This window comes from Pseudooceanicola profundi (assembly GCF_050897955.1).
GTDB lineage: Bacteria > Pseudomonadota > Alphaproteobacteria > Rhodobacterales > Rhodobacteraceae > Pseudooceanicola.
This window is the reverse complement of record NZ_JBPAXZ010000001.1, coordinates 1,339,126-1,361,684: the sequence shown is the minus strand read 5'-3', so window position 1 is coordinate 1,361,684 and position 22,559 is coordinate 1,339,126. Positions and strand designations below refer to the sequence as shown.

Annotated in this window: 19 protein-coding genes; 9 read left to right on the top strand and 10 right to left on the bottom strand. The window is 64.4% G+C overall.

The annotated features are described in order from the left end of the window. Positions 1–26: 26 nt before the first annotated feature. Together ACRARG_RS06760 and aspS are read left to right on the top strand one after the other, a co-directional pair. Positions 27–1,202 carry an alpha-D-ribose 1-methylphosphonate 5-triphosphate diphosphatase gene (locus ACRARG_RS06760; protein ID WP_432689228.1) on the top strand — a complete coding sequence of 392 codons (1,176 nt, stop codon included), beginning with the start codon at positions 27–29 and terminating at the stop codon, positions 1,200–1,202. 99 nt (positions 1,203–1,301) lie between these two features. Then, entirely contained in the window at positions 1,302–3,077 is a 1,776-nt protein-coding gene (aspS, locus tag ACRARG_RS06755; protein ID WP_432689227.1) for an aspartate--tRNA ligase, read from the top strand. A 107-nt stretch (positions 3,078–3,184) separates the two neighbouring features. Here aspS and ACRARG_RS06750 read toward each other — a convergent pair whose 3' ends face one another. Then, entirely contained in the window at positions 3,185–3,733 is a 549-nt protein-coding gene (locus tag ACRARG_RS06750) for a CHAP domain-containing protein (protein WP_432689226.1), read from the bottom strand. A gap of 204 nt (positions 3,734–3,937) precedes the next feature. After that, positions 3,938–5,812, bottom strand: a complete 1,875-nt coding sequence (locus ACRARG_RS06745) for a PhoX family protein (RefSeq protein WP_432689225.1) — start codon at positions 5,810–5,812, stop codon at positions 3,938–3,940. A gap of 165 nt (positions 5,813–5,977) precedes the next feature. Here ACRARG_RS06745 and ACRARG_RS06740 point away from each other — a divergent pair, with 165 nt between their 5' ends. Both ACRARG_RS06740 and ACRARG_RS06735 read left to right on the top strand, forming a co-directional pair. Further along, entirely contained in the window at positions 5,978–6,442 is a 465-nt protein-coding gene (locus tag ACRARG_RS06740) for a thermonuclease family protein (protein ID WP_432689224.1), read from the top strand. 58 nt (positions 6,443–6,500) lie between these two features. Further along, on the top strand, positions 6,501–7,277 hold the full coding sequence (locus ACRARG_RS06735; RefSeq protein WP_432689223.1) for a BglII/BstYI family type II restriction endonuclease: 777 nt from the start codon (positions 6,501–6,503) through the stop codon (positions 7,275–7,277). 106 nt (positions 7,278–7,383) lie between these two features. Here the strand turns inward: ACRARG_RS06735 and ACRARG_RS06730 are convergent, their stop codons facing one another. Further along, the gene (locus tag ACRARG_RS06730; RefSeq protein ID WP_432689222.1) at positions 7,384–8,016 is read right to left on the bottom strand and encodes an MT-A70 family methyltransferase; all 633 of its coding nucleotides are present in this window, start codon (positions 8,014–8,016) and stop codon (positions 7,384–7,386) included. A gap of 177 nt (positions 8,017–8,193) precedes the next feature. Between ACRARG_RS06730 and ACRARG_RS06725 the strand changes: the two genes are divergently transcribed. Then, positions 8,194–8,733: a hypothetical protein gene (locus tag ACRARG_RS06725; RefSeq protein ID WP_432689221.1), complete on the top strand. Its 540-nt coding sequence runs from the start codon at positions 8,194–8,196 to the stop codon at positions 8,731–8,733. 82 nt (positions 8,734–8,815) lie between these two features. Here the strand turns inward: ACRARG_RS06725 and ACRARG_RS06720 are convergent, their stop codons facing one another. Beyond that, positions 8,816–9,292: a hemerythrin domain-containing protein gene (locus tag ACRARG_RS06720; RefSeq protein ID WP_432689220.1), complete on the bottom strand. Its 477-nt coding sequence runs from the start codon at positions 9,290–9,292 to the stop codon at positions 8,816–8,818. Between the two features lie 153 nt (positions 9,293–9,445). Between ACRARG_RS06720 and ACRARG_RS06715 the strand changes: the two genes are divergently transcribed. The 3 genes from ACRARG_RS06715 to ACRARG_RS06705 all read left to right on the top strand — a co-directional run bounded on the left by ACRARG_RS06715 (position 9,446) and on the right by ACRARG_RS06705 (position 12,868). Beyond that, entirely contained in the window at positions 9,446–10,825 is a 1,380-nt protein-coding gene (locus tag ACRARG_RS06715) for a DUF1800 domain-containing protein (protein WP_432689219.1), read from the top strand. Between the two features lie 4 nt (positions 10,826–10,829). Next, positions 10,830–12,074, top strand: coding sequence for a DUF1501 domain-containing protein (locus tag ACRARG_RS06710; protein WP_432689218.1), 1,245 nt, complete (start codon positions 10,830–10,832; stop codon positions 12,072–12,074). Positions 12,075–12,151: 77 nt separating this feature from the next. Next, positions 12,152–12,868 carry a GNAT family N-acetyltransferase gene (locus tag ACRARG_RS06705; RefSeq protein WP_432689217.1) on the top strand — a complete coding sequence of 239 codons (717 nt, stop codon included), beginning with the start codon at positions 12,152–12,154 and terminating at the stop codon, positions 12,866–12,868. Here the strand turns inward: ACRARG_RS06705 and ACRARG_RS06700 are convergent. The 3 genes from ACRARG_RS06700 to trpS form a co-directional block, all read right to left on the bottom strand. Continuing rightward, the gene (locus ACRARG_RS06700) at positions 12,865–13,734 is read right to left on the bottom strand and encodes a branched-chain amino acid aminotransferase (protein ID WP_432689216.1); all 870 of its coding nucleotides are present in this window, start codon (positions 13,732–13,734) and stop codon (positions 12,865–12,867) included. The genes ACRARG_RS06705 and ACRARG_RS06700 overlap by 4 nt on opposite strands. A 211-nt stretch (positions 13,735–13,945) precedes the next feature. Next, positions 13,946–14,437, bottom strand: coding sequence for a VOC family protein (locus ACRARG_RS06695; RefSeq protein WP_432689215.1), 492 nt, complete (start codon positions 14,435–14,437; stop codon positions 13,946–13,948). 192 nt (positions 14,438–14,629) lie between these two features. Then, the gene (trpS, locus tag ACRARG_RS06690) at positions 14,630–15,676 is read right to left on the bottom strand and encodes a tryptophan--tRNA ligase (protein WP_432689214.1); all 1,047 of its coding nucleotides are present in this window, start codon (positions 15,674–15,676) and stop codon (positions 14,630–14,632) included. Positions 15,677–15,782: 106 nt separating this feature from the next. On the opposite strand from trpS, the gene ACRARG_RS06685 reads away from it, so the two are divergent. Next, positions 15,783–16,469: a rhomboid family intramembrane serine protease gene (locus tag ACRARG_RS06685; protein ID WP_432689213.1), complete on the top strand. Its 687-nt coding sequence runs from the start codon at positions 15,783–15,785 to the stop codon at positions 16,467–16,469. A gap of 4 nt (positions 16,470–16,473) precedes the next feature. On the opposite strand, the gene ACRARG_RS06680 is transcribed toward ACRARG_RS06685, so the two are convergent. The 3 genes from ACRARG_RS06680 to ACRARG_RS06670 all read right to left on the bottom strand — a co-directional run bounded on the left by ACRARG_RS06680 (position 16,474) and on the right by ACRARG_RS06670 (position 22,444). Continuing rightward, positions 16,474–18,048: a phospholipase D family protein gene (locus ACRARG_RS06680; RefSeq protein ID WP_432689212.1), complete on the bottom strand. Its 1,575-nt coding sequence runs from the start codon at positions 18,046–18,048 to the stop codon at positions 16,474–16,476. Positions 18,049–18,143: 95 nt separating this feature from the next. After that, positions 18,144–19,688: a murein biosynthesis integral membrane protein MurJ gene (gene murJ, locus ACRARG_RS06675; RefSeq protein WP_432689211.1), complete on the bottom strand. Its 1,545-nt coding sequence runs from the start codon at positions 19,686–19,688 to the stop codon at positions 18,144–18,146. Further along, complete coding sequence (locus ACRARG_RS06670) at positions 19,685–22,444, bottom strand: [protein-PII] uridylyltransferase (protein ID WP_432689210.1); 2,760 nt, start codon at positions 22,442–22,444, stop codon at positions 19,685–19,687. The genes murJ and ACRARG_RS06670 overlap by 4 nt, the downstream gene beginning before the upstream one ends. Positions 22,445–22,559 lie beyond the last annotated feature (115 nt).

Below are 22,559 nucleotides of genomic sequence, written 5' to 3'. Positions count from 1 at the left end.
TCGGTCATGAAACAGATTCGGATCGTTTGGCGGGCTATGCCGTGCCGGGGGCAGAGATGACGGCGTTGCGCATCAGTGGCGCGACGGTCCTGATGGATGACGCCGTGGTGCAGGCCGGAATTGGCATTGAAAACGGGGTGTTTGTCGACCCGTCGCGCGGCGGGACGGAGATCCAGCTGCCGGGCTGGCAGGTGTTTCCGGGCATCGTGGATGCCCATGGCGACGGGTTTGAACGGCACGTCGCGCCCAGGCGCGGGGTGCTGCGCGACATGGCCTCCGGGATCATGACTGTTGAGACGGAACTGGCGGCCAATGGCATCACGACCGCATTTCTGGCTCAGTTCTGGTCCTGGGAAGGCGGGATGCGGGGGGCGGAATTTGCCAATGGCGTGCTGGCCGCCGTTGACAGTGTACAGGGTCGCGTGGCGACGGACCTGCGGGTCCAGCTGCGCGTCGAGACGCATCTGATCGATGATTTCCCGGAGATCGCGCAGGTCATCCGGCGGCATCGGATCGGCTATGTGGTGTTCAACGATCACCTGCCGCATGCGGCGCTGGAGAAGGGCAAGAGGCCGCCGCGGCTGACGGGACAGGCGCTTAAATCGGCCCGCAACCCGGAAACACATCTTGCCATCATGCAGGCGCTGCACAACCGGAGCGCGGAGGTCCCGGCGGCAGTCGCTGCGCTGGCCGGGCAGCTGACGGGGCAGGGGGTGCTGACCGGCAGCCATGACGACGGGACACAGCAGGCGCGGCAAGAGGCGCGGCGTCTGGGGCTTCGGGTGGCGGAGTTTCCCGAAACCGAAGCGGCGGCGGCCGAGGCCCTGCGCGCGGGAGAGCCCGTTGTTCTGGGCGCCCCCAATGTGGTCCGCGGCGCGTCGCATGCCGGCAATGTTTCGGCCGAGGCGCTGGTGCGGGCCGGGCTCTGCACTGCGCTGGCCTCCGACTATCATTACCCGGCGCCCTGGCAGGCGGCGCTGAAGCTGGCGGATAGTATCGGCATCGTGGCGGCCTGGCGGCTTTTGTCGGAGGGGCCGGCGCAGATGCTGGGGCTTACGGACCGGGGCCGGATCGCGCCGGGGCTGCGGGCCGATCTGGTGGCATTCAATCCGGCAACGGGCCGGCCCGGTCTGACCATTGCCGGCGGGCGGATCACCTATGCTGACATGCAGGGGGCGGCGGCGCTGCTGGCCGCCCGGTGAGGAAAACGCCATGCCGGGCTGCGCGGGGCGGTGCCCCGGCTTGACTTCCGGGCGCTGACCATGTGTATCGCCTCTGCCGGATAAGGAAGGAAACGCCCCATGCACGCCTATCGCAGCCATACCTGCGCCGCGCTGACCGCCGCCCAAGTCGGAGAGACCGTCCGCCTGTCGGGCTGGGTTCATCGGGTCCGCGATCATGGCGGGGTTCTTTTCATCGATCTGCGCGATCATTACGGCATCACCCAGGTGCTGTGTGACAGCGACAGCCCGGTCTTTGCCGAGGTTGAGAAGGTGCGCTCCGAATGGTGCATCCGGATCGACGGGACGGTGAAGGCACGCGATGCCAGCCTCGTGAACCCCAAGCTGCCGACCGGGGAGATTGAGGTCTATATCCGGGACATGGAGGTTCTGGGCGCGGCCAAGGAGCTGCCGCTGATGGTCTTCGGCGATCAGGAATATCCGGAGGAGACGCGGCTGCGGTACCGCTACCTCGACCTGCGCCGCGAGGTGATGCAGAAGAATATGACGCTGCGGTCCGACGTCGTGGCCTCGATGCGCCGCCGCATGTGGGATCAGAAGTTCCGCGAATACCAGACGCCGATCATCACGGCGTCGTCGCCCGAAGGCGCGCGCGATTTCCTCGTGCCGTCGCGGCTGCATCCGGGCAAATTTTACGCGCTGCCGCAGGCGCCGCAGCAGTTCAAGCAGCTGTTGATGGTGTCGGGCTTTGACAAGTACTTCCAGATCGCGCCCTGTTTCCGCGACGAAGACCCGCGCGCCGACCGCTCGCCCACGGATTTCTACCAGCTCGACCTGGAGATGTCCTTTGTGCAGCAGGAAGACGTCTTTGCCACGATCCAGCCGGTGATCCAGGGGATTTTTGAGGAATTCGGCGGCGGTAAGCCTGTCGATGCCGACTGGCCGCTGATCTCCTATGCCGACTCGGCGCTCTGGTACGGCACCGACAAGCCGGACCTTCGTAACCCGATCAAGATGCAGGTCGTGTCGGAGCATTTCGCGGGCTCCGGCTTTGCGATCTTCGCCAAACTGCTGGAGCAGGAGGGGACGGAGATCCGCGCCATCCCCGCCCCCAAGGGCGGGTCGCGCAAGTTCTGCGACCGGATGAACAGCTTTGCCCAGCAGCAGGGCCTGCCGGGGATGGGGTATATCTTCTGGCGTGACGGAGCGGACGGCATGGAAGCCGCCGGCCCGCTGGCCAAGAACATCGGCCCCGAACGGACGGAGGCGATCCGCCAGCAGCTGGGCCTCGGCGTCGGCGACGCGGCCTTCTTCCTGGGCGGCAAGCCGTCGGCCTTTGAGGCCGTCGCGGGCCGGGCCCGGACCGTCATCGGCGAAGAGCTGGGCCTGACCGACACGAACCGCTTCGCCTTTGCCTGGATCGTCGATTTCCCGATGTATGAGGCGGATGAGGAGACGGGCGATATCGACTTCTCCCACAACCCCTTCTCCATGCCGCAGGGCGGGCTGGAGGCTCTGCAGGGTGATCCGCTGAAGGTGCTGGGCTATCAGTATGACCTGGCCTGTAATGGCTATGAGCTGATCTCCGGCGCGATCCGGAACCATAAGCTCGACATCATGATCAAGGCGTTTGAGCTCGCGGGTTATGGCGAGGACGAGGTGCGCAAGCGCTTTGGCGGCATGGTCAACGCCTTCCAGTATGGCGCGCCTCCGCACGGCGGCTGCGCCGTGGGCATCGACCGGGTCGTCATGCTGCTGGCGGAAGAGCAGAACATCCGCGAGGTGATCCTCTTCCCGATGAACCAGCGGGCGGAGGATCTGATGATGGGTGCGCCGTCCGAGCCGACCTCGGACCAGCTGATGGAGCTGTCGCTGCGGGTCATTCCGCAGGAGTAGGATGGGTTATCAACCCATCCCTGACCCGCCCGCCGGACGCTACGCAGGGGGCAGACATAAAAACGGCGCCTCTCGGGGCGCCGTTCGCGTGTCTATGGATGGGAATGTCAGGTGGTTCCGGGCAGGATGAACCCGTTGATCGGGTAGACGCTGCCGTACTGGCCCGGATTGCTCTCGACCTTCACGCGGCTCCAGTCGTTTTTATCCGACACGTCGATGACGCTCATGCCAAGGGAGATCTGGTTGCGGTGCCAGTTGGCATGGTCGATCAGGATTTCGCGATCCGATCTGACCTCTGACACCACGGCCACATGGCCCATGGGCATGCCGCGGGTGGCCGCAAAGGCCATCACGGCGCCGACCTCAGGCTTTTTCGACCGGTCAAAGGCACCGGCGGCCTGACCCCACCAGGTATTGGCATTGCCCCGGATTTCCACGCCGCTGACGTTGCGGGCAAAGGGCACGCACCAGACGCGGGCGCCACGGGCGCGCAGGCTTCTTGCCTCCGAGATCGCGAACGACATGCGGTCCGGATCGATGGTGGTCAGCCCCTCGGGGGTGGATGAAGAGATGTTGCTGCAGGCTGCAGCAAGACAGAGTAGGGCGGTTGCAAGTCCAGCCTTGCCGATCCGCTGGGAAGCGCGTTTTACGCTCATTGTTGCCTCAGGCCATTGTTGTCCCATGCTGCCGGCGTGAATTGTTCACATTCTCGGCAAGCGCCGTGACCATTGCCCGATCACGCATTTGAAACAAGTCTGTCACAAATCGATTGGCGGATTTTCGCCAATGCCCGGGATTCATGGAACAAAACCCGCCGGACCGAAATCCGGCGGGTCGAGATGTCGCAGATCTGGCCGGGCTTAGCCGACCGGCTGGCCGTCCTGGCGCCAGACCTGGATGATGGAGGAGCGCGGCAGCCCCTCGCCATCGGGCCAGCTGCCACCCGGGTGCTGAATGCCGACAAAGGCCACTTTGCCGTCCGGCGACCAGCACAGGCCCGTGACCTCGGCGCCATTGGGGGCGGTCAGAAAGCGGGCGATCGCGCCGGTATCGGGATTGCCGACCAGCATCTGGTTGTTGCCCTGACCAGCAAATTCGCCCTCGTTGCTGTCATCGCCATCGGTCTGGATCCAGAGCATGCCCTGGGTGTCAAAGGCCATCCCGTCGGGCGAATTGAACATGTTCCCTTCGGTGACATTTTCCGACCCGGCATAGGTATTGTCGTAAACGGTCGGGTTGCCCGCCATCACATACAGGTCCCAGACGAAGGTATCTGCCCCGTGGTCGCCGCCCTCGGGTTTCCAGCGGACGATCTGGCCGAAGTTGTTGGTCTCGCGCGGGTTGGGGCCGCCAACCGGGGTCTCGTCGCCGCCGGCATTCGGTTTCACGCCGCGGTTCTTGTTGTTGGTCAGGGCGCAGTAGACCTCGGCCCGGCCGGGGTGGGCTGCGACCCATTCCGGGCGGTCCATCGTCGTCGCGCCAACCTTGGAGCCCGCCATGCGGGAGAAGACAAGCACCTCTTCCAGGCTCATACCGGTCGAGTCAGCCGTCAGCGGCAGCCATTCGCCGGACATGTCGTCGTTGAACTTCGCGACGTAGAGCGTGCCGTCCGACAGCAGGCCTGCGGTGGAGCCGCCCTCGGCCCATGTGCCGTTGGAGACATAGCGGTAGATGAACTCGCCCCGCTCGTCATCGCCCATGTAGACAACGATGCGGCCGTCTTCGGCCTGCACCATTTCGGCATTCTCGTGCTTGAAGCGGCCAAGGGCGGTGTGTTTGACCGGGGTGCTCTCGGGATCGGTGGGGTCGATTTCCGTGACCCAGCCGTGGCGGTGCGGCTCGTTCGGTTCCTTGGTGATGTCAAAGCGATCATGGTGCTTTTCATAGGCATAGCGGCTCTCGCCGCCGATACCGTAGCGGATCTCGCCTGCGCTCGGTTCCTTCTCGGCGGTGGCGCCGAAATAGCCGTTGAAGTTCTCTTCACAGGTCAGATAGGTGCCCCAGAGCGTCTTGCCGGAGCCGCAGTTGTTCATCGTGCCCTTGGGCGACATGCCTTCGGGGTCGGCATTGGTCTTGACCAGATCGGCGCCGGCGGCAGGGCCGTCCATGGTCATCTGGGTTTCATGGGTGATGCGGCGATTGTAGGGGCTGTCCTTGACCAGCGTATAGCTGTCGCCATCCATGGCGACCTCCATAACGGTCACGCCCTGGATATTCATCAGCAGCTGCACCTCATCGGCGTCGCGCGGGGTGCCTTCGGCCTCTTTCGGCAGGTTGATCTTGGGGTTGGCGTATTCAGAGTTGACGGTGATCAGCGTATGTCCGTCGACCTCAAAGGTTTCCATCCCATCGGTATTTTCGCCAAACACCTTGTCGGACATGGCAAGCGGCACTGCCGTTTCGGCGGAATAGGCGCCGTCGGCCTCGGAGAAAAGCGCATCACCGAAACGGACCAGCGGTTTCCAGTCATAGCCTGCGGGAACCTGGATCGCATGATCCGTGCCGATGCCCACCGGGGTGAAGGCGAATTCAGCCGCGCGGACGGGGGCGGCCGAGCTCAGCAGCCCGGTGCCGAAAACAGCGGCGCCGGAGCCGAAGGCGAGCGTGCCGCCCAGAAAACCACGGCGGGAAATCGCGCGATCGACAACGGCATCAAAGGCGTTGGCGTCGGCGCGCGGGTCGCGCATTTCGTCAAATTCGTCCCAGGAGAGGTCGGCTGTTTTCTTGTCAGACATGGCTAAGCCTTTCAGGTTGGATTCGGCCAAGTCTTAGGCCGGGCTTGTAACAGTCCGGGGACACCTGCCGGGGCTCTGCGCCATTGTGGAGCTGTCCGTTAACCTTTCTTGACGTTATCCGCGGATCGCCGCATTTCCGCCATATTTCGCGCCGAGCCTTGGCGCATGAGCCGTATCTATCACCTCGACGACCATTTTGCCCGCGCGCACCGGCGCAGCCGCGCGCTGCGTCCGCCGCGTCTGTCGCGCCGGCTGTTGGTTTTGCCGGTTGTTGTGGCGCTGGCGCTTGTCGTCACGGCTGTCACAGAGCCCGAGCAATTTCCGCCCCGCGGTGCCCGGGCCCCGTCCGATATCCTGTCGGGCCGGGTCAGCCACGTCCGGGACGGCGACACGATCGAGGTGGTCGGGCAGCCGGTGCGCATCGCCAATCTGGATTGCGCAGAGATGGAGACCGCCGCCGGTCGCCGCGCCCGCGCGCGCATGGTGGAACTGACCGCCCGCGGCCATATGCTCTGCGCGCTGGAGGGACGCCGCTCCTGGGACAGAGAGATCGCCACCTGTGCGCTGCCGGACGGGCGCGACCTGGGCGACATCATGATCGGCGAAGGTCTCTGTTCGCGCTGGAAATAGCCCGGCTTGTCATTGTCTTCGGGACCTGCCAGTGTCTGTCGCCGGCAGAGGAGGGACCATGTTCGAACGGCTCAGGGACCGCGGATTCGACATTATGGTCCGCAACCACGCAGAGGCCATCCTCTCGGTGGATTTTCCGGCCCAGACGGCAGAGCTGGTCGATGCGCTGCTGCGGGTCTCCATCCCGGCGGAAGAGCTGATCGCCTCCGGCGGGGGCGAGGCCAAGTCGACGCAGCGTCTGCGGCGGGAGCTCGATCAGGCCGGGTGGCGCAAACACAATTTCCGGATCGAGACGACCGTGGACGGCATTCCGCTGGGCGACGGCACCAGTCATGAGATCGACCATATCCGCCGCGCGCCCGCCGGCACGCTGGCGCTAGAGATCGAATGGAACAACAAGGACCCGTTCTTTGACCGCGATCTGGAAAACTTCCAGCGTCTGCACGGGCAACGCATCATTTCTGCCGGGATTATCGTGACCCGTGGCGCGGCGCTGCAGTCGACCATGACGCTGCGGATCGAACAGGTGCTGCGCGGCGCCGGTATTGCGGACGAGGCTCCGCTGCGCGCGATGGGGATGAAGGACCGCACCACCCGCCAGCGCGACTATGTGCGCCGCGCGATGGAGGCGGGGGCAGATTTCCCCACGGCCTTTGCCCGCATGTTCACCGCCGATAAATTCGGGCCAGCCACAACCCACTGGATCAAGCTGGAGGATCGGATCAAGCGCGGTGTGGGGTCGCCCTGTCCACTTCTGCTGATCGGCCTGCCGCCTTCGGCGATAGCGGGGCCGGAGGTTGCGCCGCCAGACACGGACCCCTCGCTCTTCTCGTGACCCCGCGGTTTTTCTTGCCAAAAATATCCATTCAGGACGGCCGAGACATGCTGTCGCATGTCACCCTGGCCCGCGCGAAGGGCAGCGCCCCTTGTTGCCGATAGGCTTATTCCGCCGCGACGGAGGAATTGTAGGAATAGGTCTTCCAGCTGGGCTTGTAATCGGCATCCGCCTGATTGCCCCAGACCGTCCAGCCTTCGCGTACGCCACGGCCGAACATTTCCAGATAAGGCCCCCAGGAGCAGCTTTCGATCAGGTCGTATTGCTCGTCCGGCTTGCGGGAATGTTCCCGCTTGCGGGTCTGGACCATGTTCACCTGGCGGCGGCCAGCGTCCAGCGTGCGCGCATTCTTGCCGCGCGTGCCGAACAGAAGCAGTTCGGTGACATTGCGGAAGTAAAATCCCACGCCGCGCCCGTCCGATCCGCCATCTTTGCGAATCTTGTGCCAGACGATGTTGGACTTGTACTCGAACCCCCAGGCGCGCAGCACTTCAAGCCCGTCGGGGAGCAGGGCGTTGGGCACCCAGAGGTAGCAATGCGCGCGGTCTTCCAGATGGTCGGCCACAGGCAGGGCGCAGATATCCTCAAGCGTCATCGTGGGATAGCGCGACAGGCGCTTGTGTTCGGGCGCCACCTTGCCCGTGCGGTTGGTAAACCGCCAGGGCGGGTCGGCCATCACGGTGCCAAAGCGGTCACCGTTCAGGAAACGGACCAAATCTTGGGAAGGAGAGCTGCTCATGTCCAACATCTTGCATCATTCCGGCGTATGGGTCATCGGGAACATTAGTAGAACATGATTGTTGAAGCAATGGTGAAGAGGCAAAAGGCGTTGCGCTCTCGACCGTCCGGCGCCGGCCCGGTACATCTGTCCCGGACACAGGAGGTTCGCTTGCCCCAAATCCGCTCTTTTTGCCTCATGATTGTATCGCTCGGGATGCTGGCACTCGCCGCCTGTGCTCCGGCACCTCAGGATGGCGTGGCCTCTTCGCAATCCCGGGTCACGGCGCTTGCGCAGGCGATCGCGGAGCTTGGTCCCGATGTGGACCCAGACGAGGCCGCGCGGGCGGCGGAAATTGCGATCACCTATCCGTTGCAGCTGCGTCAGGACTATGGCGTGACGGACCCGCCGCTGGTGCATAATACCAAGGTCAATATGGGGCTGCGACCGCGCGGCCTGTGCTGGCACTGGGCCGAGGATATGGAAAACCGGCTTGCGGCCGAGGGGTTCCGCACGCTCGACCTGCACCGCGCCATTGCCAATGCCACGACCTTTCTGATCGACCATTCCACCGTCGTGATTTCCGCGCGGGGAGATACGATGGAGCAGGGGATCGTGCTGGACCCCTGGCGCAACAGTGGCACTCTGTTCTGGTCGCGCGTGCCGGAGGACCCGCGCTATGTCTGGGAGCGCCGTGAAGCGGTATTTGCCCGAAAATTGAGCGAGCAATCCAGCTGATCCGGTACCGGGCGGGCGCCCGGTCCGGGGTCTTTTCATAACTTTGCCGGCAGCAGGGCCTGCGCTGACGCGGGCTGTGGCCTCAATCCTCCAGCGCATCCTCGCGTTTTTCTTCGATCAGCCCCTGCTCCTGTTTTTTCCGCTTCAGGAATGCCGCGCCGTAGCTGTCGTTTTCTTCGGCTCCGATCACCTTTTTGGCGCGGGTAAAGACCTCTTGCTCCTCTTCTTCCATGTGATGTTCGTAGTCGTGCTTGAGCGTCTTGAACCGGGTCAGCCAGCCCGGGGAGGACATGTCCATCTCGCGCAGTTCCTCCAGGATCTCGTCCATCTCGGCATGTTCATGGACCGAATGGCGGGCGGCGTCCTGGCCCCAGGTTTCCTTCATCATTTTGGAATAAAAGGTTTCCTCTTCAGCGGCGGAGTGGCTTTTGATGTCGCGGTAGAATTCGTCCCAGGCTTTGCGCCGCTCCGGGCTGTCGCCTTCGGTTCCTGCAATCGTGTCCAGCAGTTCGCGGTGGCGGGCGTGGTCTTTCTCAATAGCGTCATAGATCGAGGTCATCGCGGGGCTCCCTTCAGGTCAGATATGCACGGCCAACGCCCGGACGGATGCGGCGGTTCCTCGCCAATGTGTGACCGGTGGGCCGCTTACCGGACTTTGTGCCGCTCCGTGCCGGTGCTACATTTGCCCTGCGCCAAACCATGGGAGTGCGCCATGCCATTCGATCCGATCATCGCGGAAGTACGGTTTGGATGCGGGTTGTCACCGGGGCAGGCGCCGGCCGGGTCCGTCTCTGACATGCTGGCGCGGCTTGAGGGGCCCGATGCGGCGGCGGAGGCCTGGCCGGTGGAGGCGTTTGCCCAGTTTCAGGAGCGGACCGCGCAGGCGTTTGAGCTGAGGCGGATGCGGGCAAAGAACCGCGGAACGGCGATCGCCAAAGACGCAGTGAAACAGTGGCGGCAGGTGAAAAAGGCGGCCCGGCTGGGGCAGGACCGCTGGATGGCCCAGAGCCTGATGCGGCGGGCCAGCACTGCCGACGGATTTCGCGAGAGGCTTGCCGGTTTCTGGGCGGATCATTTTACCGCGATCGGCAAGGCCGGAGTGCTCAAATTCGGCGCGGCCCCTTATGTCGAGACATCCGTCAGGCCGTATATGACCGGACATTTCGCCGCGATGCTGCGGGCCTGTGTCACGGCGCCGCTGATGATCCATTACCTCGATCAGGAGCGGAGCATGGGGCCGGGCTCTATCCGCGCGATCAAACGCGGCGGAAAGGCGGGGCTGAACGAAAACCTCGCACGGGAGGTGCTGGAGCTTCACACGCTTGGGGTCGGGGCGGCCTATTCCCAGGCCGATGTGCGCGAATTTGCGGAACTTCTGGCCGGGGTCAGCTATCGGCCAGATCAGGGGTTCCGGTTCCGCGCAGACTATGCCGAACCGGGGGCGGAGACGGTGCTGGGCGTGTCATATGGCGGTCCCGGAAAGGCGCGGCTGGAGGATGTCTTTGCGGCACTGGATGACCTGTCCGTCCATCCGGCCACCGCGCGGCATATTTCCTCCAAGCTGGCGGTGCATTTTGTTGGTGACAGGCCGTCAGAGGCGCTGATCGCACAGATGACGGCCACCTATCAGGCGACCGATGGCCTGCTGTCGGAGGTCTATCGCACGATGCTGGAGCATCCGGATGCCTGGGCGATGCCTGGTAATGTCAAACCGCCGATCGATTTTGTCGGATCGGCCCTGCGGGCGCTGGCGGTTCCTGCGCTGCCTGTGCGGCAGGTCCGTGAACTGCGACTTATGCTGCGTCAGCCGATGGCGCTGATGGGACAGGACTGGGAAAGGCCGGACGGGCCGGACGGATGGCCGGAAGAGGATGGCGACTGGATCACGCCGCAGCGTCTTGCCGCCCGTCTGCAATGGGCGCTGAACGTCCCGCCAGTGCTGGCCGATCCGCTGCCCGATCCCCGGGACTTTGTGACGGCAGCCCTGGGGCGGGAGCCGCCGGAGGCGCTGCGCTTTGCCGCGCGTGCCGCCGAAACGCGGGCCGAGGGGATCGCGCTGATCCTGGCCTCGCCCAGTTTTCAGAGGACATGAGCCGATGAGTGACCAAAGCCTCTCGCGCCGGAGCTTTCTGACCCGCAGCCTGGCCCTGGGCTGTTCCGCCGCGGCCTCGCCCTGGCTTGCGCCCGTCACCATGGCCTCTGCGCCTTGGGACACCCGTCTTGTGGTGATCATCCTGCGGGGGGCGATGGACGGGCTGGGTGTGCTGCAGCCCTGGGGCGACCGGAATTTCGCCGCCCTGCGCCCGGATGTTCCGACAATCGGTGCCCCCAATGGCGGCGTTGATCTGGATGGGTATCACGGGCTGCATCCGGCGATGGCGCCGCTGCTGCCGATGTGGCGGGCCGGAGAGCTGGGTTTCGTGAATGCGGTCTCGACGCCCTATCGCGACAAGCGCAGTCATTTCGACGGGCAGGACATTCTCGAAGCTGGTATCGCCGACATGAACCAGCCCATCCGGGACGGATGGCTGAACCGTCTGCTGCAGGCCGTGCCCGGGGTCGAGGCAGACACCGCCTATACGATCGGCTCGTCCGGTATGCTGCTGACGAAGGGGCGCGCGCCGGTTGCGGAATGGTCGCCCCAGTCGGTTCTGGCCATGTCGCCGCAGGCGCAACGGCTGATGGAACATGTGATGCATGACGATCCGCTGTTCCGCGGGGCGCTGGCAGAGGCGCTTGATCTGTCCGAGGGGCAGGAGGCATCGGCGATGATGTCGGGCGATGATGGGTCAATGATGTCCGGCATGGCTGCCGTCCGTCAGGGGGCGCAGGTGGCGCGCGACAATGCCGGTCCGATCCATGTCGCAAAATTTGCCGCCGAACGGCTGAGAGAGGACGCGAGGATCGCGGCTTTTTCGATCAACGGCTGGGATACGCATAACAATCAGCAGGCGGCGATTGCCCGGCCTCTGGGAGCGCTGGTGGAAACGCTGACGACGCTTCGGCAGGATCTCGGCCCGGTCTGGCAGCGCACCGGCGTGATCGCCATGACGGAATTCGGGCGGACGGCGCGGCTGAACGGCACCCGCGGGACGGATCACGGCACCGGCGGCACGTTGATCTTCGCGGGTGGGGCGCTGCGCGGCGGGCAGGTGCACGGGCGTTGGCCGGGGCTGACAGAGGCCGACCTCTACGAGCGGCGCGACCTTATGCCGACCTCGGATGTGCGGGCGCAGGCGGGGCTGGTGATGCAGGGGCTCTTCGGCCTCGACCGGTCGGTCATTGAACAGGTGGTTTTTCCGGGTGTGCAGATGGAGGGGGCGGCGCGGCTGGTGCTCTGAGCCCGGCTGATCCTCTCTTGGCTCTTGCCCGGCGCCTTTCTATGGTCGCCGGAGATCTGACCGGAAGGACCAAGAGCATGCCCGATCCCCGCCCGCGCGGCCCTCTTGTCGAGGGCTGGACGCCGCCGCCCGTGCCGCCCGTGGATCTGGTGCTCAAGGGCCGTCATGTCGTGCTGGAGCCGCTGCGCGCCGACACCCATGCCGCGCTCCTTTTCCGGGAGCTGGAGGGCGAGGACTGGCTCTGGGATTATATGCCCGAAGGCCCCTTCGCCAGCGCCTCCCAGTTCCACCGATTCTGCCGGGAAAAGGAGGTCAGCCGCGATCCGCATTTCCTCGCCATCCGTCTGACGGAGGACAACCGCATCGTCGGTTTCGCCTCCTTCCTGCGGATCACCCCCGTCGCCGGGTCGATCGAAGTGGGCTTTATCATGATGTCGCCAACCCTGCAGAAGACCCCCGCTGCGACGGAGGCGATGTTCCTTATGATGCAATGGGCCTTCGACGCGGGCTACCGGCGGTACGAATGGAAATGCGACGCGCTGAACAAGCCGTCGCGCAGCGCCGCGCAGCGCTACGGCTTCAGCTACGAAGGCATCTTCCGGCAGGCCGTGGTGGTGAAGGGGCGCAACCGCGACACGGCATGGTTCGCCGTGATCGACAAGGACTGGCCGGCGCTGAAGGAGGCCTTCGCGGTCTGGCTCTCGCCCGCCAACTTCTCCGAAAGCGGGCGCCAGAAGGAAAGCCTGTCTGACCTGACGCGGCTGGTGCGCGTCGCCTCCGACCCCTCGCTCTAAAGACGCGCGGCGGTCGCGGCCCAGTCCCAGTACATCTCCCGCGCGCGGCGGGTGAGGGGGCCGATCTGGTACTGCCGGTCCTCGAACCCTTTCACCGGGGTGACCTTGCTCATATTGCCCGACAGGAACACCTCGTCGGCTTCCGCAAAATCGTCGAAGCTCAGCACGGTCTCATGCACGGTCACGCCATCGGCGCGGAAATTGGCGATATGGCGCGACCGGGTGATCCCGGCCAGAAATGTGCCGTTGGCCACGGGGGTAAACAGTTCCCCGTCCCTGGCCATGAAGACATTGGCGGTCGCGGTCTCGGCCACATTGCCAAGCGCATCGGCGACCAAGGCATTGCCAAAACCGCGGGTTTGCACCTCCATCAGCATGCGGGCGTTGTTTGGGTAGAGACACCCGGCCTTGGCATTCACGACCGCATCCTCCATCACCGGACGGCGGAACCGGGTCCGGCCCAGCGTCGTGGCGGCATCGGGGGCGGCCATGGGAATCTCCTCAAGGCTCACGCAGAAGCCTGTCGCGCCGGGGCGGGGCGCCACGCCCAGATCGCCGCCCTCCAGCGCCCAGTACATGGGCCGGATATAAACGGCGGCACCCGGCGCATAGGCCGACAGCCCCTCGCGCACGATCTCCTCGATCCGTTCGGGTGTGACGGTGGGCGTGATCATCAGCGCCTCGGCCGAGCGGTTCACGCGGGCGCAATGCGCCTCGATATCCGGGATCAGCCCGTCGACCATGCGGGCGCCGTCAAAGACGGTCGTGCCCAGCCAGGAGCCATGGTCCGCCGCCTTCATCACAGGCAGATCGCCGTCGTGCCAGGTGCCGTCGAAATAGGTGCGGATATTGGTACCGGTGGGCATCGGTCTCTCCTTTTCTTTGCGCTCTTATGACAGGCGGCGGTTTGAAAATGAATACCCCCGGCACAAGGCCGGGGGTCCGTCATGAAAACAATGCTTGGGGGCAATTGGGCAGAGCGTCACACACACTCGGGGACTGGGTAGCCGCAGATTGCAACAGTCCCGCAACGAATTGCGCACAGTCCCATGACAGGAGGCAGGAAAACCGCCCCGGTCAGCGCGGCGCGGCCTCTGCCAGCAAACGATCCAAATCGAGTGCCGAGTTGACCATGTCGAGGCTCCCGTCCGGCTTGCGGGGCCAGTCCTCGGGAGCACGGTCGCGATAAAGCTCAACACCATTGCCATCCGGATCGCTCAGGTAGATCGCCTCCGACACGCCATGATCCGCCGCGCCGTCGATGGGAATGCCCGCCTCCAACACCCGACGCAGCGCATCGCCCAGGCTTGCCCGGTCGGGGTAGAGAAAGGCCGTATGATAAAGCCCGGTATGTCCCGGCGGCGGCGGGGTGCCGCCCCGGCTCTCCCAGGTGTTAAGCCCGATGTGATGATGATAGCCGCCCGCCGACAGAAAGGCCGCCTGGCGACCGTATCTCTGGGTGATCTCAAAGCCCAGCACACCGGAATAGAATCCGATGGCCCGGTCAAGATCCGCGACCTTGAGGTGGACGTGGCCGATACGGGTTTCAGGATGAACAGGTCTGGACATGGCAATCTCCTAACACGGCAGAATGTATCCGTTCCGCCCGGTCGGACAATCTCCATGACCGCAGAGCCGCTGCGCATTTCCGCGCAGCCCGGGGCTCTTCATCTTTCCAGAAATACTTCGGGGGTGAATTGCGCCGGAAGGCGCAAGAGGGGGCAGCGCCCCCTCCCGTCGCGACGGCAAAGCCGGCGCAACTTACCGGATCATGCCAACGATCTCATAGGTCTTTTTGAGGATCGGCGCGGCGATCTCGCGCGCGCGGTCCGCGCCCCCCCGCAGGATCGCGTCGATTTCGTCGGGCGTCTGCATCAGCCGGGCCATTTCCGTCGAGATGGGGGACAGTTTTTCCACGGCCAGATCGGCCAGCATCGGCTTGAATTCCGAAAACTGTTTGCCGCCCACATCGGACAGCACCTGGTCGACGGTCTGGTCGTTCAGCGCGGCATAGATATTCACGAGGTTGCGCGCCTCGGGACGCTCGGCCAGGCCGCCTGCCTCCGACGGCAGAGCGTCCGGGTCGGTCCGGGCCTTGCGGATTTTCTGGGCGATGGCATCGGCATCGTCGGTCATATTGATGCGCGATGCGTCCGAGGGGTCGGATTTCGACATCTTCTTCGACCCGTCGCGCAGGGACATGACGCGGGTGGCCGCGCCCTCGATCACCGGCTCCGTCATCGGGAAAAACTCGACACCGAAGTCATGGTTGAACTTGGCCGCGATGTCGCGGGTCAGCTCCACATGCTGTTTCTGGTCCTCGCCCACGGGCACATGCGTGGCGTGATAGATGAGGATATCGGCCGCCATCAGCGCCGGATAGGCAAATAGGCCAAGCGAGGCGTTCTGGCTATTCTTGCCCGCCTTGTCCTTCCACTGCGTCATCCGCTGCATCCAGCCCATCCGGGCGACGCAGTTGAAGATCCAGGCCAGCTGGGCGTGTTCTGCCACCTGGCTCTGGTTGAAGAGGATGGATTGCGCCGGGTCGAGGCCCGCGGCGATATAGCCTGCGGCCAGTTCGCGCGTATTGCGGGTCAGTTTGGCGGGGTCCTGCCAGACCGTGATCGCATGCATGTCGACCATGCAGTAAATCTTTTCTATGCCGCTGTTTTCAGGGGCATTCTGCATGTCGACGAAACGGCGGATCGCGCCCAGATAATTGCCCAGCGTCAGCCCGCCGGAGGGCTGGATCCCGGAAAAGACGCGGGGGGTGAAGCCGGACGGGGCGGCAGGGCTCTGGTCGGTCATCATGTCCTCGCGTGAACTTGGTCTGGATCTGGCTGCGGCGCTGGCTTACCCATGGCCCCGGTCCGCGTCAAGGCGAGGCGGGCCGGTCGCCCCGGAAAGGACCCCCATGGACCCGCGCCCCGAAAGCCCGCTGAACCCTATCCCGCCGCTGATCCTGGCGCTTTTCGTCGTGATGATGGGGATAGAGCTGGTGTTTCAACTTGGCGCACGCGGCATCATCGGCGGGCCGCAGGCCATCGGCTGGCGCCAGGTGGCGGTGATGGACTACGGATTCCAGGGGGTATTCCCGTCGCATATGATCGAGACGCGGCAGATCCGGCCCGAATTTCTGATGCGGTTCATCTCTTATCCCTTCATCAACGGGTCGTTTTCCGGCGCCCTGATCGCGGGGGTCATGCTGCTTGCCCTGGGCAAATTCGTCGGCGATGTAATGGCGCCGGTGGCCGTGTTTTTCGTCTGGCTTGTCGCGACCATCGGAGGGGCGCTGGCAATGTGGGGTCTGGCAGACGAAGGGGCGTGGCTCTATGGCGGCTTTCCCCCGGTCTACGGGCTGATCGGGGCGTTTACCTATCTTCTCTGGGTGCGGCTCGGATCGGTCGGGGCGTCTCAGCTTCAGGCGTTCAGGCTGATCGCCGTGCTGGTTGGAATTCAGGTCGTCTTTGGCGTGGTATTTGGATTTGCGCCGGACTGGCCTGCCGATCTGGGCGGCTTCGTCGCGGGGCTGATCGCCGCCCCGGTCGCGGCCCCCGGCGGGGTCGCTGCCCTGATCGCGAAACTGCGGCAGCGGGGCTGACGCGTCAGAACATGGCCGCCGGCATGATCGGAAGATATCGCGCGAAGCGGCGGTTGCGGCCTTCGGGGTAGGGCAGAAGGGTCGTGTACCGGGCCTCTGGCGGTTGCGATGCCGCTTGGTGCGCGGCCTCTGCCCAGGTCCGGGCATATGCCGGGTCCCCGGGCGCCCCGCCCAGCCATTTCTGAGCCAGACGAAGCCGCAGGTCGCGCACCGCGTCGGGCCGCTCGAAGCGCAGCGATGCCTCCGTATCCCAGAGCAGTGAGCGCCCGTTGAGATTGGCGGAGCCCACGATGCCGATCCGGTCGTCCACAAGCGTGACCTTGGAGTGCAGGTAGATGATGCCGGACCCGGCCACTGGCATCGGCGTGCCATCGGGGGCCGGGGCTGCCTGTGCCGGCGATACGACCGCCATCCTGTCGCCAAAAGCGCTGCGCAGGATATCAAGGCACCGGATTTGCAGCGCCTGGGCGTGGCGGGCATCCATCCCGTTGTCGCGGCCGAAAATGATACGCTCGGGTTCGGTCGGGACAACGAGGATCAATTGCAGCTCCGGCACCTGTGTCGCGCGTTTTGCCAGAGCGCGGGCAAGCGGCAGGTGGCGCAGAAACTGTGTTTCAATGTAGACGACCTTCTGGGCCTGCGCGAAGAGATCGAGATGCGCGGTCTCATGATCCCGGCGCTCGATCGCCGGACCGAAGCTGACGGGATGGTGCCGATGTGCCGACACCGTGCGGATCAGGGACATGTCCGGCCGTGTGTCGGCGCCGGTCGGGGGAGAAGATACCTGACTGTCGCGCGACAGCGGCGTGGCGCCAGCGCTGAACACCGTTCCGCAGCCCGACCGGGCGCGGTCCCAACATTCGGCAAAATGATCGCGAATGTCGCGGACAACCGGGCCGGAGACCTCGACCGAGACATCGTGCCAGGTTTCTTCGGGACGCCGGTCATGGTCCGGTGTGTCCCAGCGGCGGTCGTCGACATCGATGCCGCCGATAATGGCGTGGTCTGCGTCGATCACCGCGAATTTCTGATGCAGCGTGACCGGGCGCAGCCGGTAGTCCCCGTTGAGCGCCCGCAGCTGAAGCGGTGTCAGCCGGTCGCCGGGCCAGGTCCTCAGCTGCGCTTTGCGGGCCCGGATCTGGCCCGCAAGTGCCAGATGCCACACCGGGGCAGGGGCACAGTCATGCAGGGCGCAGATCAGTTCCGCATTGTCATATTCGCGCAGCCGGCTGGCAAAACGCGCGGCGCTGTCCCAGGCCGAGCGGTGCAGATCGGCGGTAAAGACGGGGTCGAAATCTGACATCAGCAGGCGGATGGTCAAGCCACGCTCGGCCACATGGTGCAGAAGATCGGCAAAGGTTTCGAGGCCGGCCTGGTGCGATTCCGGCGCATGCAGGCGGGTGCGGGGGTCGAAAATGCGAAATGCCAGAAGAACTTCGGTCCGGGCAGACAGGATCATCCGTTCCAGGGCGGGGAACATCTCGGATGCCGTGATCAGGGGTTTCGGGTCTGGAACATGAGCGACGTCTGCCTCTGCCACGATGGTCGTCTGGTCAGAGATGTTGTTCATCTGGTTCATTCCGTCCCGTCCGCGCCTGATCGGTTTCGCGGGTCTCACGGCCCACGGCTACCTTGAGGCAACACCTGGCCACGGGCGAGGGTTCCCGGTCGGGATCAGAGTTTTCCGCGATTTGTGGCGCTGCGCAGGTCGCTGAGGCGGAAAGCGCCAAGCAGGTGGCTGATCACGAAATAGACACCCGTCCCCCAGAGGATCAGAAGCGCCAGCGACCCCGGTCGCGACCAGCCTGTGAACAGTGGGTCCAGCGCCGCGCGTCCCGCCAGAAGTGCAACCGCAAGCCCGGCACTGGAGATCACAATCCGGGGGATGCGGCGCCGCAGCCGATCATCCAGCCTTGCTGCGTCGCCCATGTCGCGCGACCCCCGCCAGAGCTGCCACATCATGACCCAACCGGCCAGAGTCGTCGCAAGCGCGGCGGCGAGATAGCCGATAACAAAGGCAAGGCCGATGGCCAGCACGACATTCACCACCATGGCGACGACGGCGTAATTGAACGGGCGCCGGGTATCCTCGCGCGCGTAATACAGTGGTTGCAGCACTTTCTGCATCACAAAGGCGGGCAGGCCCAGCCCGTAGAGGGCAACGGCCATCGCGGTGGCCTCTGCATCTGCGGCGGTGAACCGTCCGCGCTGAAAAAGGGTGGCGATCAGCGTTTCAGGGATCACCAGAAGGGCCACCGCCGAGGGGACGGTCAGAAACAGCGCGAATTCCGTTGCCCTGTTGAAGGCGTAGCGTCCGCCGGTGTCATCGGCATTCCGCAGGCGGCGCGACAGTTCGGGAAGAAGAACAACGCCAATTGCAATCGCGACTACCCCGAGTGGCAGCTGATACAGACGGTCGGCGAGGTTGAGATACTGGATCGACCCTTCGAAAAAGCTGGCAACCTGACGCCCGACCAGCAGATTGACCTGAACCACGCCGCCGGCAAGGGCGGCAGGCGCCGCGATCCGCATGAGGCGTTTCATTTCGGGCGAGACGCGGGGCAGGCGCGGGCGCAGGGCAAAACCGGCGCGGGCCGCAGCGACCCAGAGCATCCCCGCCTGCAGAGCGCCGGCAACCGGCACGCCCCAGACCAGCGCATCGCCGACGTCGTAGCCCGCCCGCCAGGCGCCATACATGGCCGCCGACAGAACGACGTTCAGCAGCACCGGCGCGGCGGCGGCGGCGGCGAATTTTCCGGTCGAATTCAGGACGCCGGACAGAAGGGCCGCGATGGAGATGAAGAAGATATAGGGAAAGGCCACGCGTCCGTAATCAACGGCCAGGTCGAACCGTTCGTCCCCCGCAAAACCCGAGGCCATCGCATAGACCAGAAGCGGCATGCAGGCCATGCTGACCAGAGTGAACACCGCAAGAACGGCCATGAGAAGCGATAGCGCCTGTTCGGCAAATTCCTTCGGGTTCTCGCCGCCTTCGAGCTTTTTGGAAAACAGCGGGATAAACGCCATGTTGAAGGCGCCTTCGGCAAAGAACCGGCGGAACATATTGGGCAGGGAAAAGGCCACGACAAAGGCCTCTGCCACCGGGCCGGCGCCCAGAAAGGCGGCCAGAAGGATGTCGCGCACAAAGCCCAGGACGCGGCTGGCCAATGTCCAGCCGCCCACCGTCATGAAGCTGCGGATCATCCGCACGGGTTTCACGACCGGGCCCTTTCCTGGCCTTCCGAAATGGCGGTGCGCAGCCGCGCTTCAAGCGATTTCTGCTTGGCCTCGCTGAACAGCTTCAGTCCGAACATGTCCTTGACATAGAAGGTGTCGACCACCTGCTCGCCGTATGTGGCGATGACGGCCGAGAAGATCTGGATATTGGCCGCCGCCAGCGTGCGGGTCAGGTCGAACAGAAGCGCGGGGCGATCGCGTGTATCGACCTCGATGATCGTGAAAATTTCGGACCCGTCATTGTCGAAGCTGATCGCGGTATTCACGTTGAAGGCACGCTCGCGCTTCTTGATCTTGTCCTTGTCCTTGATCGCCTCGCGCGCGATGACCTCGCCCTTCAGCGTCTTGGTGATCATCTGGCGCAGCCGGGTCAGGCGGGACTGTTCGTAGGGATGGCCGTCGGCATCCTGGACCCAGAAGGCTGCCGTCGCATAGCCATCCTTGGTGGTGTAGGTGCGGGCATCCACGACGTTTGCGCCAACCAGCGCCAGCGCGCCGGCGAGGCGGGAAAAGATGCCGGGGTGATCCTCCATCGCGAAGAGGGCGCGGGTGGCATCGCGATCCTCGTCCAGGTGCAGGTCGATGCGGATCTCGTCCGGGCGGCAATCGCGCAGCATCTCGGCCAGCTTGGCATGGGCTGTGACGTGCAGACCCTGCCAGTAGGTTTCGTAATGGCGGCGGATTTCACGGTCGAGATCGCCCTTCGACCAGTCCGGCAGCGCCTCCCGCAGGTTGCGCTTGGCTTCCTGACCGCGGAATTCACGATTGAGGTCTTCCAGCCCCGTCTCAAGGGCGCGGCGGGTCTGACGGTAGAGCGCGCGCAGCAGCGCGGCTTTCCAGTTGTTCCAGACGCCGGGCCCGACGCCGCGAATATCGCAGACCGTCAGGACGCAAAGCAGATCGAGCCGTTCCTTCGTCCGCACCGCCTTGGCAAAGTCGCGCACGGTGCGGGGGTCCGCGATATCGCGCTTCTGGGCCATGTCGGACATCAGCAGGTGGTAGCGGACCAGCCATTCGACAGTTTCCACCTCTTTCGGCTTCAGGCCGAGGCGCGGCCCGACCGTGCGGGCAATACGGGCGCCGACAATCGAATGATCCTCGTCCCGCCCCTTGCCGATGTCATGTAGCATGAGTGCGAGGTAGAGCACCTTGCGGTTGACGCCGTCGTTCAGAATGGTCGAGGCAACCGGCAATTCTTCTGTCAGCTCGCCCGCCTCGATCAGGGCAAGGTGCTTGAGGCATTGGATCGTATGTTCGTCCACGGTGTAGTGGTGATACATATTGAATTGCATCATCGCGACGATCGGTTCGAATTCCGGGATGAAGGCGGCCAGCATCCCCAGCTCGTTCATGCGACGGAGCGCGCGTTCGGGATTGCCGTGATTGAGCAGGGTGGCCATGAAAATGCGTGCGGCTTCGGGATCGTTGCGCATGTCGTCGTCGATCCGGTCCAGGTTCGCCGTGACCATGCGCATCGCATCGGGATGGATCAGCATGCCGGTGCGCAAGCCCTCGTCGAACAGGCGCAGCAGGTTGAGCCTGTCCTTGAGAAACTCTTCCTCGTTTTCGACGGCCAGCCGGTTGTTGATCACCATATAGCCCTTGCCGACGCGGGGGCGCCTGCGGAACACACGGTCGAGAAGCGGCTCATTCTTGACATGGGCCGCTTCCATCTTGGTGAGGAAGATGCGGGTCAGTTCGCCGACCTCGGTCGCCTCGCGGAAGTAGTCCTGCATAAAGACCTCTACGGCGCGGCGGCCGGCGCGGTCCTTGTAGTTCATACGCTCCGCCACCGCGACCTGCATATCGAAGGTGAGCTGATCCATGGCGCGACCGGCGATCAGATGCAGATGGCAGCGGACCGCCCAGAGGAAATTGTCAGCCTGCCGGAAGCGGTTGTATTCCTCCCGCGTGAACACGCCAAGTGCCACCAGCTGCGATGTGTCACTGACGCCATGGACATATTTCGCGATCCAGTAGAGCCCCTGCAGGTCTCTCAGGCCGCCTTTGCCTTCCTTGACGTTGGGCTCCACCATGTAGCGCTGCCCGCCCTGTTTGCGGTGGCGCGTCTGACGTTCGGCCAGTTTCGCCTCAACAAAATCGGTTTCCGATCCGCGGAAGAGATCGGACCAGAGCGTGTCGGCCAGCTTTCGGGCCAGCGACCGGTCGCCGGCGACATAGCGGTTTTCCAGCAATCCGGTGCGGATCGTATAATCTTCGCCTCCCAGCCGGATGCATTCGCGGATCGTGCGCGTCGCATGCCCAACTTTCATATGCTGATCCCAGAGCAGGTAGAGGATCGTCTCGAACAGAGCCGACAGCGGCTCCGTCACCCGCTTGGGGGCGAGAAACAGCAGATCGACATCCGAATAGGGCGCCATTTCGCCACGGCCATAACCGCCAACGGCGCAGATCGCGAAATTGTCGCTGCGGCTGGCTTGCGGGTTCAGATGATGCTGCGCGACATGCAGGGTCGCGATGATAAGCTGATCCGTCAGCCAGCAATAGGCGCGTGTGGTGGGGCGGGCCGCGGCCGGGCTTTTGGCGAAAGCGGCGGCAATGGCGGCGCGTCCGGCTTCCTGTGCGTCCTGAAGGATGCGCACGGCAGTTTCGCGATAAGCCTTGTCCGAAGCCTCCTCCGCCCGGGCGCTGTCCAGAGTGGCGATCAGGGTGTCGGGGGACAGAATCTGATCGGCGGGGCAAATCAGATCATCGGGCAGGGCGGTGTCATATTTCATGGCGCTCAGATGGATGTAGCGCCCCCGGTTTGCCAAGAGGTAAATATGGTCCGGGGCCGCTTTTGGGCCCCGAAATGTGGTTTCTCAGCCGCGTGTCGTTCCGGGGCGGACGGCA